Here is a 13,292-nt window from a genome sequence, read left to right as displayed (position 1 = left end):
CCCTCCTCCCACGCGGTGACACCGACCCGCCTCACACCACCTTCACGGAATCACTCATCTAGGCGCCATCCACCGTCTCTACCTGCGCACGGCCAGCGGCATCGACGGCGCCCTGGACCGGGGCACCCCCGCCTTCACCATGAGCCGCGCCCTGCGCCTGGACGTCTTCACCGTCGCACCAGGCCCCGACGGCCCAACCGGCTACCTGGTCGCCAACCGCCCCGACGGCAAGACCCTCCGCGTCTACGACCTGGTAGCCGACGACGTCGACACCGCCCACGCCCTGCTCCGCCAACTCGCCTCCTGGTCCGGCGGCACCACGGAGGCCACCGTCCACGTGGTCGACCCAACCCTGCTCGACCTGGTCCTCCCCGAACCCGCCACCCGAGGCGCGGTCGCCGAATCGTGGATGCTGCGCGTGGTCGACCTCCCCACCGCCGTAGCCGCCCGGGGCTGGCCCCACGCCCCCGACCTCACCGTCGACATCGAGGTCGCGGACGAGCACGCCCCCTGGCAAGCAGGCCGCTGGCGCCTCACCGCCGAATCAGGCCACGTCACCGCCCACCGAGGCGGCGCAGGCACGGTCCGCCTGTCCACCCGAGCCCTGGGCCCCTGGTACACCGGCGCAGCCACCACCCCCCAACTACGCCGAGCAGGCCTCCTAACCGGCGACCCCTCCACCGCCCAAGCCCTAGACCGCCTAACAGGCGCCCCCGGCCACCCCCGCCTAGCCGACGCCTTCTAGCCCCCACTCCCCACCCACCCCGTCCAAAAGCACTTCACCCACCTAACCCAGCACCCCACGACCACTCCCCACAGAACAAGCCCTGTCATCCCTGGGCCTCGACCCAGTCCTGGCCGCTTGTAGCTCCACGGCCCCACGGGACAGGCCCCAGCCCCAGAGGCACTAAGAACCCCTTCTCAGGCGCGTCTCAGCAGAGCGAGACACACTGACCACATGCGCATCCTCGTTGTCGACGACGATCGGGCCGTGCGCGAGTCACTACGCAGGTCGCTGCAGTTCAACGGCTACCAGGTAGACCTCGCCAGCGACGGCCAGCAGGCGCTGGAGTCGGTGCTCGGCGCCGACGCCACCAGGCCGGACGCCATGGTGCTCGACGTCATGATGCCCAGGCTCGACGGCCTGGAGGTCTGCAGGCGGCTGCGCGGCGTCGGCGACGACCTGCCCATCCTCGTGCTGACCGCACGCGACCTGGTCTCCGACCGGGTCGCCGGGCTCGACGCGGGGGCTGACGACTACCTGCCCAAGCCCTTCGCCCTCGAGGAGCTGCTGGCCCGGCTGCGCGCCCTGCTGCGCCGCGCCACCGCGGAGCAGGCGGGCGGGCCGCAGGCGGCCAAGCTGTCCCACGCCGACCTGGAGATGGACCCCGGCACCCGCGAGGTGCGCCGGGGCGAGCGCGAGATCAGCCTGACCCGCACCGAGTTCGCGCTGCTGGAGCTGCTGCTGTCGCACCCCAAGCAGGTGCTGACCCGCAGCCGCATCCTGGAGGAGGTGTGGGGCTACGACTTCCCCACCTCCGGCAACGCGCTGGAGGTCTACGTCGGCTACCTGCGCCGCAAGACCGAGGCCGATGGCGAGCCCCGCCTGCTGCACACCGTGCGCGGCGTGGGTTACGTGCTGCGCGAGACGCCTCCGTGAGCATGTTCCTCGGCCAGCACGAGGACACGACCCCCCGCGAGCGCCAGCGGGTCTCGCTGCGCTCCCGGATCACGCTGCTCGCCGCGCTGTGCGTCGGCGGAGCGGTGGCGCTGGTGTCCTTCGGCGCCTACTACACCGTCTTCCTCGGCATCTACGAGCAGGTAGACCTCAACCTGGAGCAGCGGGCGACGGCGCTGGTCCGCAGCACCGAGGTCGTCGACGCCACCCAGACCCGCATCCCGCAGGTGTTCCTCGAGCTCAGCGACATCAAGTTCGACGTCATCGACGCGCGCGGCAACTCGGTGTTCAACGTCGACATCGAGCACCCCGCGGTGGCCGAGCAGGAGGTCGCGGTGGCCTCGGGCCGGTCGGAGAGCTCGATCCGCACCGACGCCGCGACCGACTCGCGCATCCTCACCAAGCCCTACCCGTTCCTGCCCAACACCGCGCTGGTGCTGGCCCAGCCGCTGGACTCGACCAAGAGCCTGCTCGGCAAGCTCTCCGTAGTGCTCATCGTGATCGGCGGCGCGGGCATCATCGTCGCCGCGCTGGCGGGCACGGCGGTCGCCCGCGGCGGCCTGCTGCCCGTGCAGCGGCTCACCGCCGCGACCGAACGGGTGGCCAGGACCGGCGACCTCCGGCCGATCCCGGTCTCCGGCGACGACGAGCTGTCGCGGCTGTCCAGCAGCTTCAACACCATGCTCGGCGCCGTCGCCGAATCGCAGGAGCGGCAGCGCAGGCTCGTCGCCGACGCGGGCCACGAGCTGCGCACCCCGCTGACCTCGCTGCGCACCAACCTGGAGCTCATGATGGCCTCCGAGCAGCCCGGCGCGCCGACGCTGGACCCGCAGGACAAGCGCGAGATCCAGGAGGACCTGCAGGCCCAGCTCGACGAGCTGACCCAGCTCATCGGCGACCTGGTCGACCTGGCCCGCGAGGACGCCGCGCCCACGGTGCAGGAGCACGTGGAGCTGGTCGAGGTCGTCGACGCCGCGCTGGAGCGGGCCCGCAGGCGCGCGGGCGACATCCGGTTCGAGGTCGCGCTGCAGCCGTGGCACCTGATCGGGCACGCGGCGTCGCTGGAGCGCGCGGTGCTGAACCTGCTGGACAACGCGGTCAAGTTCAGCCCGCCCGGCGGCGTGGTGCGGGTCGAGCTGGCCCCGACCGGGGACGGCCACGCCTTCCTGCAGGTCGCCGACGCCGGGCCGGGCATCGCCGACGCGGACCTGCCGCACGTGTTCGAGCGGTTCTACCGGTCGGAGGAGGCGCGCACGCTGCCCGGCTCCGGCCTGGGCCTGGCCATCGTCAAGCAGGCGGCCGAGCGGCACGGCGGGTCGGTGTTCGCCAGCCGCTCCGCCGACGGCGGCGCGCTGATGGCGCTGCGGCTCCCCGGTGAGCCGGGCTGAGCATCCCCCAGGTCGGGTTGCGGGGTCCGTGTCCGCGATAGTCGTGATCGGCGCGGCCCCCACGACCCGACCTAAGCTGCCAGGGTGAGGCGAACAGTCCGGGGCCTGGCCGACGGCCGAGAGATCATCTACTTCGACGACTCCCCGGGCGCCCCGGAGCGCAGAGCCGTCGACTCGCGCGACCTGCCGCCCAGCACCACCGCGTCGCAGATCCGGCGCGACCCGCTGACCGGCGAGTGGGTCGCGCTCGCCGCCCACCGGCAGACCAGGACCTACAAGCCCCCGGCCGGGCTGTGCCCGCTGTGCCCGTCCGCCGAGGGCAAGCCGACGGAGGTGCCGGAGGCGGGCTACGACGTCGTCGTGTTCGAGAACCGGTTCCCGTCCTTCTCCCAGCACGCGACCGGGCAGGTGGAACCGGGGCTGGTCGCGGTCGGACCGGGCCTGGGCCGGTGCGAGGTCATGTGCTTCACCGACCAGCACACGACGTCGTTCGGCGAGCTGCCCGCGAGCCGGGTGCGCACCGTGGTGGACGTGTGGGCGGACCGGACCGGGGCGCTGGGCGCGCTGCCCGGTGTCGAGCAGGTCTTCCCGTTCGAGAACCGGGGCGACGAGATCGGGGTGACGCTGAGCCACCCGCACGGGCAGATCTACGGCTACCCGTTCGTCACCCCGCGCACAGCGCTGATGCTCGCCGAGGCCGAGCGGTACCTGGGCGAGCACGGGCGGCCGGTGATGGGCGACGTCCTGGCCGGGGAGAGGTCCGACGGCTCCCGGGTGCTGTTCGAGTCCGAGCACTGGACCGCGTTCGTGCCCGCCGCGGCCAGGTGGCCGGTGGAGGTGCACGTCGTGCCGCACCGGCAGGTCCCCGACCTGCCCGCCCTCACCGAGGCCGAGCGCGACGACTTCGCCGTGCTCTACCTCAAGGTCCTGGGCAGGCTGGACGGGCTGCACGACCGCCAACTGCCCTACATCGCGGCCTGGCACCAGGCCCCCGTGCGCACCGGCCGGGACCTGGCCTGGCTGCACCTGGAGGTCTTCTCGGTGCTGCGCACGGCGGACAAGCTCAAGTACCTGGCGGGCTCCGAGTCCGGGATGGCGGTCTGGATCAACGACGTCGCCCCGGAGGACCTCGCCGCCCGGCTGCGCTCGGCCCCCGACCGCTACGGGGCCGATTCCTAGGCAGTCGCACAGGCACATCTCAGGTCATTCTCAGTCGAGAGGCGCAAGGTGGACACATGACCGAGAACAACCACGACAGCCCCGCCGGCGCGGAACCCGGTGCGGTCAGCCCGTGGTCGGCGCACGGGGGCCCAGGGGCCTCCGCGGCGCCGCGCGGCGGGCAGGCGGGCGAGTCGGGTGATCGGACTCCGGCCGGGGAGCAGGGCCCCGGTCGAGTGGAGTCCGGCCCCCTGGCGACCGGGGAGCAGGGCCCCGGGGCGCCGGGGGCCGGGCACTCCGCCCAAGAGCACTCGCCCCACGACGCCGCGAGCGGGCAGGCGACGGCTCACGCCGCGTACGGCACGGGTGAGACACCGGTCCCCAGCCACCAGCAGCAGTGGTCCCCGTGGGCCCAGCAGGGTCAACCCCAGCAGGGTTACGGCGGCGCGCTCCACGGCTCCGCCGTGCCGCACCACAGCTACGCGGGCCAGAACATCGCCACCCCGTTCCAGCAGGCGCAACCGCAGCAGGCCGCGCCACCCCGGCGGTCGGGCGGTCTCGTCGTCGGCATCGCCGTGCTGGCGCTGGTCGTCGGCGGTGTGTCCGGCGGTGTCGGCGGCTACCTCGCCGCCGACCGCGCGAGCAGCAGCTCCGCGCCCTTCGCGCTGGACACCCCGCCCACCGCGAGCCAGACCGGGTCGGCCCCGGCCGGGTCGGTCGAGGCGGTGGCGCAGAAGGTGCTGCCCAGCGTGGTGCAGCTCCGGGTCGTCGGCCGCAACTCCGCGGGCGCGGGAACGGGCTTCATCGTCAGCGGCGACGGCCTCATCATCACCAACAACCACGTGGTCGAGGGCGCGGCAGGCGGCGGCCAGATCACCGTCGTGTTCCAGAACGGGCGCACCGCCGAGGCCATCATCGTCGGCCGCGACCCGACATCGGACGTGGCCGTGGTCCGCGCGCGCGGCGTGACCGACCTGCCGGTGGCCGACCTGGGCCGCTCCGACGACCTGCGGGTCGGGCAGGGCGTGGTGGCCATCGGCTCGCCGTTCGAACTGGCGGGCACGGTCACCTCGGGCATCGTCAGCTCGCTCAACCGCCCCACCCGCGCGGGCGGCCAGGACGGCAGCCAGGCCACCGTGCTCGACGCCATCCAGACCGACGCCGCGATCAACCCGGGCAACTCCGGCGGCCCACTGGTCAACATGGCCGGGCAGATCATCGGCATCAACTCCGCGATCTACAGCCCCACCAGCTCCGCCAGCGCCCAGGGCGGCTCAGTCGGCATCGGCTTCTCCATCCCGATCAACCAGGCCCGCCGCACCGTCGACGAGATCGTCAGAACCGGCAAAGCCACCCAGACCGTCCTCGGCGTCTCCGTCCGAGACGCCGATCAGGGCTCCCGGGGCGCCCTGATCGTCGAGGTGGTCGGCGGCGCCGCGGGCGAGGCCGCGGGCATCAAGCAGGGCGACATCGTCACCAAGCTCAACGACCGCCGCATCGAATCCGCCGACGCCCTGGTGGCCGCGGTCCGCTCCCACGCCCCCGGCGACAAGGTCTCCCTCGTCATCGGCGACAACAACACCGTGGAAGTGACCCTCGGCGGCCAACCGGTGGAGGTCGAGTAGACGCTGGGCCGCCATCGCGCGGCCCAGACCAACCCCGGTCCGCTGCCCCCGGACCGGAGCTCCATCCCCGGAGCAGACAAGAGCCGCAGGAGCGGGACCCCACCCCTGGTCCCCCCTGCGGCTCTGTCATCTCCGCTTCCGCAGCCCCTTCAGAGGTCGCGCGAGGTGAGCCCGCGAGTGGGGGCATGGGACGGCAAAGCAGGTGCCTGACCGGGTGCCCCTGATAGCGTTCACGGCATGTCTGCTGCTTCGTGCGCGGCCGCTTGCGCCGCGGTGACCAGGACGCCCCGCTAGCGGCGGGACGTTCGACGCACACCCTTCCTGGACGTCCAACCGCTTCGTGATCAGACCGGAGCGGCACGTTCGTGCTGCTTGGAGCTTCCTCTGAGCAATGGAGCACCTGATGTTCCCAGGCACCCCTCTGTCTCCACGCGGGCAAAGCCCGTCCCCTGCACGCGCATGGCTGGTCTTGTGCGCGATGTCCATGTTGCAGTTCTTCATCGCGGTCGACGTGACCGTGGTCAACATCGCCCTGCCCTCGATCGGCGCCGACTTCGACGTCGACGGGCACACTCTGACCTGGGTCGTGGTCGGGTACACAGTCACCGGTGGCGGGCTGCTGATGCTCGGCGGCAGGCTGGGCGACCTGCTCGGGCGGCGGCGCGTGCTGCTGCTCGGCACCGGCCTGTTCGGCGCCGCGTCCCTGCTGGCGGGCCTGGCCCCCACGTTCGCCCTGCTGGTGGTCGCGCGCCTGCTGCAGGGCGCCGGTGAGGCCATCGCGCTGCCCGCTGCGATGGCCACCATCGTCCTGATGTTCCCCGAGGGCCCGCGTCGGACGCGGGCCCTGAGCGTGTGGGCGGCGGTGGCGAGCTGCGGTCTCGTGCTCGGGTTCGTCCTGTCCGGGATCATCACCGCCCACCTGGGGTGGCGGTGGATCTTCCTGGTCTCGGTCCCGTTCATCCTGGTCGTGCTGCTGGCGGCCGTCTTCCTGGTCGGGGGTGACCGGCCCGTGGCCGAGGACGCCCCACCGCTGGACCTCCTCGGCGCGCTGCTGCTGACCGCCTGCCCGCTGCTGTTGACCTTCGGCGTGGTCGGGGCGGGTGAACCCGGAACGCCCGCGTGGGTGGTCCCGGGGGCGCTGGCCGGGGCGGTGGCCGCCGGAGCCGGGTTCGTGCGCGTCGAGGCGCGCTCGCGCAACCCGTTGCTGCCGCTGCGCTTGTTCGCCAACCGCACGCGTGTGGCGGCCAACCTGACCACGATGCTGCTGAGCGGGGGGTTGTCGACCTCGTTCCTGCTGTTCACCTTCTACCTGCAGGACCGCTTGGGCATCGGACCGCTGGGCGCGGGCCTGACGATGCTGCCCCTGGCGGTCTCGCTGATCGTGTTCTCGATGCTCGTGCCCCGTCTGCTGGGCCGCTGGGGGGCGCGCGCGTGCGTGCTCGCCGGCATCGGGTTCACCGCGGCCGCGATGGCCGCGATCGCGCTCGTCTCGGCCTCGCGGGCAGGCGGGGTGGCGATGGTCCCGGCCATGCTCCTGCTCGCGGCCGGGATGGGGCTCGGCCTCGTGGGGCTGCAGTACGCCGCGGTCAGCGGAGTCACCGAGGACGACGCCGGGATCGCGTCGGGCATCCAGCGCGCGGCTGACCAACTCGGCGGTGCGACCGGGGTCGCGGTCTGTGTCGGGATCGGGTTCGCCCCAACCCTGCACTCCCTCGACCCGTTCCTGGTCGCCACCCTGCTGGCCGCCGGAGGGCTCGTGACCGGTGTGGTCGTGGCTTGGCGCATACCCGCGCCAGCTCGCGCAGCGGACCTGCGGGAACAGGCCGGGTGACCCTCGCCCCCGCGGGGTGCGCCGCCCGATCGCCAAGGCGGCGCACCCCGGCGGGGCTCGCTGGTCACGTCCTCAACGGCCGAGCGAAGGCCTCCCCCCACACCAGCGGCGTGCCGTGTCTTCACGCGGCTGCACCGGTCAGCGCTGGAGGCAAGGCGTTGACCCTGACCTGCCCGCGCGACCTCTAGGCGATCAGCCCGCCCCGGTACGCCACCAGCGCCGCCTGCACCCGGTTCGCCGCCCCGATCTTGCCCAGCACCGCCGACACGTACCCCTTCACCGTCGCCTCCGACAGGTGCAGCGACGCCCCGATCTCGGCGTTCGACATGCCCTGCCCGATCAGCCCGACCACCTCCAGCTCGCGGTCCGACAGCGACGACAGCAGCAGTCGGGCGGGCTCGGCCGCGCGTTCGCCGTCGGCCACGGCGGAGACCACGCGGGCGGCGACCTTGGGGTCGAGGACGGCGCCGCCCCGGGCCAGGTCGCGGACGGCCTTGATCAGTTGGACCGGCTCGGTGTCCTTGAGCAGGAAGCCCGAGGCGCCCGTGCGGAGGGCGACCTGCACGTACTCGTCGACGTCGAAGGTGGTCAGCATCGACACGGCGGGCGGGTCGGGGAGGGCCTTGAGCCTGCGCAGGGCGGCGATGCCGTCCGAGGCGCCCATGCGGATGTCGAGCAGGACGACGTGCGGGCGGTGGCTGCGGGCCAGGTCGGCGACGTGGGAGCCGTCGTCGCACTCGGCGACCACCTCGATGTCGCCCGCGCTGCACAGGATGGTCCGCAGGCCGGAGCGGACGAGGTCCTCGTCGTCCGCGATCATCACCTTGATCACAGCGCCTCCCGACTGGCGTGCACGGCCCGCCGACGGGCCTTGTCGCCCCGCTGCCTCAGCCGCCCCCGGGGTCCGGTCGGAGGGCGCGGGTGAGGCGCCGGGGTTGTTGGGATGCTACCTGTCCGGAAGTCGGGTACCCGGCCGTTCTTCGTCACCGGGTCCCCGAATCCCAGGGCTCTCACCTGTGGGTTTCCCGCACCGTCCACAGTTGAAACATGAGAGCTTTTCACGCACGTCCAGCTCAGGCGGACCGCAGCGCGTCGGTGAGCTTCACCTTCGCCCCGCTGCGCATCACCGCGTTGCGGTACACCCGGCCCGACAGCCACACCAGCACCGGGATGAGCGCGACCACCAGCACGACGGCGAGCCCGGCCTGCCACGCGGGCACCCCGCCCATCGCCAGCCGCATCGGCATCAGCATCGGCGCGAACAGCGGGACCATCGAGAGCACCTCGACGAGCTGGTTGCCCGGGTCGCCGGGCAGGATCGAGATGCCCAGCACGTAGCCCAGGATGACCAGCGTCAGCGGCGGCATGATCACCCCGCCGACGTCCTCCTGCCGGGACACCAGCGCGGCCAGCGCGGCGAAGACCAGCGAGTACGCCACGAAGCCGAGCAGGAACCACACCACCAGCCAGATCACGGTCCCCACCGCGGCGGACACCTCGATCGTCAGCGCCCCCACGGCCAGGGCGAGCCCCATGCCGACGCCGCCGATCACCCCCATCTGCAGCAGGCCGACCGCGCCGATGCCCAGGACCTTGCCCGCCATGAGCTGCCACGGCTGGATCGTGGCCAGCAGCAGCTCCACCACCCGGCTGGACTTCTCCTCGACCACGCCTTGGGCCACCGACTGCCCGTTGATCAGCAGCGACATGTAGATCAGGATGCCCGCGACCATCCCCAGCACCATCTGCTCGCCGTTGAAGTCCCGGGGCGCCTCGATCGGCCGCACGTCGATGGCGGCCTGGCCGATCCGCTGGTTCACCTGTCCCGGGTCGCCACCGAGGTCCACGATCTGCCGGTTGAGCTCGATGTTGCCCGCCAGCACCGTCAGCGTGGTCCGGAGCTGGGCGTCGAGGTCCTCCTTGACCACGACCTGGACGCTCGTCCCGTCACCGACCAGCAGCGCGTCGAGGTCGCCGTCGGAGACCTGCTGGCGCCCCTGCGCCTCGTCGCCGACGGCCCTGGTCTCGACCTCCTGCCCGACGCTGGTCGCGGTGGCCTTCAACGACGCCTCCAGCGCCGAGGCCTGCCCGGCGAACCCAACCGTCGCATCGGCGCCGCCTGTCCCGCTCAGGAACTTCATGACCAGCGTGAACGCCACAAGCACCAGCAGCGTCACCCCGGTCGTGGCCAGGAAGGCCTTCGACCTGATCCGCGTGTTGACCTCCCGACCGGCGACCAGCCCCACCGCGCCCCAGGCGCTCATCCGCACGTCCGACCCGCTCATGCCTGCTCCTCCTCGGACACCACGCTGCGGAACAGCTCGGTCAACGACTGCCTGCCCCGCCGGAACTCCGACACCGGCCCGGTGGCCAACGCCGCCCGCAGGACCGCCTGGTCATCAGCCCCCTCGGCCAACTCGAGGACGGTCCGCGCCCCCACGTGCTCCCGCACCGTCACCCCCGCGATCCCCTCGGCCCACCCGACCCCGGCCCCCGGCGCCTCGACCACCAGCCGCACACCCCCGCCGTCGCGCAGCGCGTCGACGGTGTCGCAGGCGACCATCCGCCCGCCGCGCACGATCCCCACCCGGTGGCACAACCGCTCCACCAGGTCCAACTGGTGACTGGAGAACACGACCGGCACCCCATCGGCGGCCTTGTCGAGCAGCACCTTGCTCATCACGTCGACCGCCACCGGGTCCAACCCCGAGAAGGGCTCGTCGAGCACCAGGATCTGCGGGTCGTGCACGAGCGCCGCGGCCAACTGCACCCGCTGCTGGTTGCCCAGCGACAGCTTCTGCACCTCATCCCCCACCCGCTGCGCCACCCCCAGCCGCTCGGTCCACTCCCCCACAGCCTTGCGCGCCTGCCCGGACGACAGCCCGTGCAACCGCGCCAGGTAGGTCAACTGCTCCCCCACCTTCATCTTCGGGTAGAGCCCCCGCTCCTCCGGCATGTACCCGATGACCCGCCGCGTCTCCTGGTCGACGACCGCCCCCGAGTACCGCACCTCCCCGGAATCAGCCGCCAACACCCCCAACGCGATCCGCATCGTGGTGGTCTTCCCAGCCCCGTTGGACCCCACGAACCCGAACACCTCCCCGGCCGCCACCGAGAACGACATCCGGTCCAGGGCCACCACCTCCCCGTACCGCTTGCTGACGGAGTCGATCTCCAACTGACGCCCCACGCACCCACACCCCTTTCGACAAAACCCCTGGTGGACAGGTCGTACGACACCCTGCCCGAGCGCGGCCCGCCGGACATCGGGGACACCCCTTAGTGGACGCCCCCATCCCCCACCCCGCGGGCAGGTCCTCGCGCACCCCCTGGAGGGCGACCAGGTAGGGTGTCGCGGCAGCGGCCCTCGTAGCTCAGGGGATAGAGCATCGGTTTCCTAAACCGTGTGTCGCAGGTTCGAATCCTGCCGGGGGCACTCAACTGTTCAAGCATTTCCGCAGGCCGACTCTGTTCCGCAGTTCCGGCCGCCCGCTCGGCGGCAGAGGAGTGCGCGCGCTGACTGTCGGCAGCGCCGGTCTCGCTTTCCGTGCTCCATGGGTTCGCCAGCAGCAGGCGGAGCGGTCTTCGTCGAGGGGTGGCCGTGGGCATCGAGCAGATGAGCCCGTACGAGTGTGCGGCGTGGAAGGACATCGAGCGCTGGCGCGGCGAGCGGTTGGCGGCCAACGAGCGTCACCTGCTGCCGCGGCGCGTTCGTGATCGCCTGGCCAGGGGCGGTGAGATCGCCAGAGGACGGCTCGAGCAAGTGCCTGGCTCGGAGCAGGTGACCGCGATCGTTCACCGATCGATCGATGGGTTGCTGAGCTTGGTGAACAAAGCCAGCGAAGCGACGCTCCGACGCAAGGCGGTCGTCGCGGCCTATGCCAAGCGCGGGCACGCTGTCAGCGAGCTGAACGACGTTCACACGCTCGATCTGCGCGACATCGACAAGGCCAAGCCTCGTCTGGGGCTGGGCTACACGACCTTCAGCACGATCGAGGGCGCGGGCGCAGGCCTGGCGGTTGCCGGTGGCGAGTTGCTCGCGGCAGCCGGGGGCGTCTTCGGCGCGGGCGCCGGTGCGGCGCCCGGGGCGGGCACGGTCGCCGCGGCGATGGCTGCCGACGCCGCGCTGGTGCTGGGTGCGATGACGAGGGCCATCGCCCACACCGCCGCGTACTACGGCTACGACACCGAGTTGCCGCAGGAGAGGGTGTTCGCGCTCGGGGTCCTCAACTTCGGGATGGCCCAGCAGACCGGCAAGAGCATCGCCTACGTGCAGTTGAACAAGATCGTGAACGACCTCGCCCGCAGGGCGACGTGGGCGCAACTGAACAAGAACGGCGTCACGCGGATCGTCAAAGCGTTCTACGAGCGGTTCGCGACCCAGTTGACGAAGCAGAAGCTCGGACAGGCCGTGCCGGTCGTCGGCGTCGTGATCGGCGCCGGACTCAATGCGCGGCTGCTGTCCAACCTGACCAGTGACGCCGAGCATCTCTACCGCGAGCGGTTCCTGCGCGAGAAGTACGGCCTCAAGACGGTCGATGTCACCGTGACCGCGAAGGGCGATGACCTCGACCTGGTCGGCGACACGATCCGCATCGCGGAGATTGTCGAAGAAGAGATCGCTGACAAGCGGCACACCCGACGGCCCGACTGACGGCCGATCTGGCCGGTTCGCTGCTGGGAGCCCAACCTCGCGGACCGCAGGTCAACGATCTCCACCGGCTGCGGCCGGGACGTGCAGTGGTGTCTCAACCGCACGAACTCGACGCCGTGCCCGGTCAGGGCGTACTCCCCTCCAGGAGGCCCCCGTTCACCACGGTCGCCAGCCGCACGCGGCGAATCCACGCGTCGGCCGCGTGAGCGGTGGGCTCCTCGCGCTCGTTGAGCCGGAGTACGCGGCGCCACCGCGTCCAGCGGCTCGAACCGCAGGCCAGCCTGGCACCTCACAAGCCCGTGGCCCCGGTCCCACCCGCGCCTGGACCGCGACGCCTCCTCGGTGTGACTCGGAGTGATCAACGAGAACACCGGTCCGACACGACAGTTGCGCGCCAGCGCGCAATCGATCACCAAGGGTAATAGTTTGACGCTGTTATGGGTCAAAAAGTACATCAATGGATTACAGCGGTGTTCTTAAGTGTGTCAGCGGTAGATTCACAATCGGGGCTGCGTTACGGTTTCGATCGGTCATGCAAGGCATCGACCGCAGCGAAGTTAGCGATTGTCAAATTAAGGAACTTGAAATGTTGAAGAAGATCGGCGTTGTCACTGCGGGTGTTGCCGCGGGTATGGTCATGCTGAGTGGTTTCGCTACCGCGCAGGCGGCCGATGTCCAGGAGCACGACGACGACTTTGGCCAGGTTGGTCTGGTGAACCTCAACAACACCGACATCCTGCACAACGTGAACGCCAACGTCGGCGTGTGCGACAACAACATCAACGTGCTGGGCGTTCAGGTTCCGGTCGAGGACGTCGCCAACGGCCTCAGCGTCCCGATCCTGTCCCCGGGCGAGTCCGAGGCCGAGGGCAACACCCCCTCCGTCTGCGCCGCGGCCGGCCTGGTCGACGGTGGCACCTCGCAGGAGAACTGAGCAAGCTCTCCCCGTCGGTGATCG

General features: G+C 71.3%; 11 protein-coding genes and 1 tRNA gene. 9 read left to right on the top strand and 3 right to left on the bottom strand.

Annotation, left to right across the window (positions count from 1 at the left end; translation table 11 throughout):
- Nucleotides 1-49 precede the first annotated feature (49 nt).
- The 6 genes from GCL84_RS23265 (at nucleotide 50) to GCL84_RS23240 (ending at nucleotide 7,680) form a co-directional block, all read left to right on the top strand.
- Nucleotides 50-745 (top strand): GNAT family N-acetyltransferase, encoded by a 696-nt coding sequence (locus GCL84_RS23265; RefSeq protein ID WP_156757645.1) that lies wholly within the window; start codon nucleotides 50-52, stop codon nucleotides 743-745.
- A 213-nt stretch (nucleotides 746-958) separates the two neighbouring features.
- The gene (locus GCL84_RS23260; protein ID WP_156757644.1) at nucleotides 959-1,660 is read left to right on the top strand and encodes a response regulator transcription factor; all 702 of its coding nucleotides are present in this window, start codon (nucleotides 959-961) and stop codon (nucleotides 1,658-1,660) included.
- Nucleotides 1,661-1,662: 2 nt separating this feature from the next.
- Nucleotides 1,663-3,066 (top strand): sensor histidine kinase, encoded by a 1,404-nt coding sequence (locus GCL84_RS23255; protein WP_156757676.1) that lies wholly within the window; start codon nucleotides 1,663-1,665, stop codon nucleotides 3,064-3,066.
- 84 nt (nucleotides 3,067-3,150) lie between these two features.
- Nucleotides 3,151-4,245, top strand: coding sequence for a galactose-1-phosphate uridylyltransferase (galT, locus tag GCL84_RS23250; protein ID WP_156757643.1), 1,095 nt, complete (start codon nucleotides 3,151-3,153; stop codon nucleotides 4,243-4,245).
- A gap of 56 nt (nucleotides 4,246-4,301) precedes the next feature.
- Entirely contained in the window at nucleotides 4,302-5,849 is a 1,548-nt protein-coding gene (locus GCL84_RS23245; RefSeq protein ID WP_156757642.1) for a S1C family serine protease, read from the top strand.
- A gap of 478 nt (nucleotides 5,850-6,327) precedes the next feature.
- Nucleotides 6,328-7,680 carry an MFS transporter gene (locus GCL84_RS23240; RefSeq protein WP_156757641.1) on the top strand — a complete coding sequence of 451 codons (1,353 nt, stop codon included), beginning with the start codon at nucleotides 6,328-6,330 and terminating at the stop codon, nucleotides 7,678-7,680.
- A 184-nt stretch (nucleotides 7,681-7,864) separates the two neighbouring features.
- On the opposite strand, the gene GCL84_RS23235 is transcribed toward GCL84_RS23240, so the two are convergent.
- The 3 genes from GCL84_RS23235 to GCL84_RS23225 all read right to left on the bottom strand — a co-directional run bounded on the left by GCL84_RS23235 (nucleotide 7,865) and on the right by GCL84_RS23225 (nucleotide 10,870).
- Nucleotides 7,865-8,512: a response regulator transcription factor gene (locus tag GCL84_RS23235; protein WP_156757640.1), complete on the bottom strand. Its 648-nt coding sequence runs from the start codon at nucleotides 8,510-8,512 to the stop codon at nucleotides 7,865-7,867.
- Between the two features lie 241 nt (nucleotides 8,513-8,753).
- Nucleotides 8,754-9,965, bottom strand: a complete 1,212-nt coding sequence (locus tag GCL84_RS23230; RefSeq protein ID WP_156757639.1) for an ABC transporter permease — start codon at nucleotides 9,963-9,965, stop codon at nucleotides 8,754-8,756.
- Nucleotides 9,962-10,870, bottom strand: coding sequence for an ABC transporter ATP-binding protein (locus GCL84_RS23225; RefSeq protein WP_235926623.1), 909 nt, complete (start codon nucleotides 10,868-10,870; stop codon nucleotides 9,962-9,964). Before GCL84_RS23225 ends, GCL84_RS23230 begins: the two co-directional genes overlap by 4 nt.
- Before the next feature lie 173 nt (nucleotides 10,871-11,043).
- Here GCL84_RS23225 and GCL84_RS23220 point away from each other — a divergent pair.
- The 3 genes from GCL84_RS23220 to GCL84_RS23210 all read left to right on the top strand — a co-directional run bounded on the left by GCL84_RS23220 (nucleotide 11,044) and on the right by GCL84_RS23210 (nucleotide 13,268).
- Nucleotides 11,044-11,116, top strand: a tRNA-Arg gene (locus tag GCL84_RS23220).
- Nucleotides 11,117-11,281: 165 nt separating this feature from the next.
- Nucleotides 11,282-12,334, top strand: a complete 1,053-nt coding sequence (locus GCL84_RS23215) for an EcsC family protein (RefSeq protein ID WP_156757638.1) — start codon at nucleotides 11,282-11,284, stop codon at nucleotides 12,332-12,334.
- Nucleotides 12,335-12,920: 586 nt separating this feature from the next.
- Nucleotides 12,921-13,268 carry a hypothetical protein gene (locus GCL84_RS23210; RefSeq protein ID WP_156757637.1) on the top strand — a complete coding sequence of 116 codons (348 nt, stop codon included), beginning with the start codon at nucleotides 12,921-12,923 and terminating at the stop codon, nucleotides 13,266-13,268.
- The last annotated feature ends 24 nt before the right edge of the window (nucleotides 13,269-13,292 follow it).

The organism is Actinokineospora pegani (assembly GCF_009745975.1).
Taxonomy (GTDB): domain Bacteria; phylum Actinomycetota; class Actinomycetes; order Mycobacteriales; family Pseudonocardiaceae; genus Actinokineospora; species Actinokineospora pegani.
The sequence above is the reverse complement of the archived record's forward strand: the minus strand, read 5'-3'. Positions and strand labels throughout refer to the sequence as shown.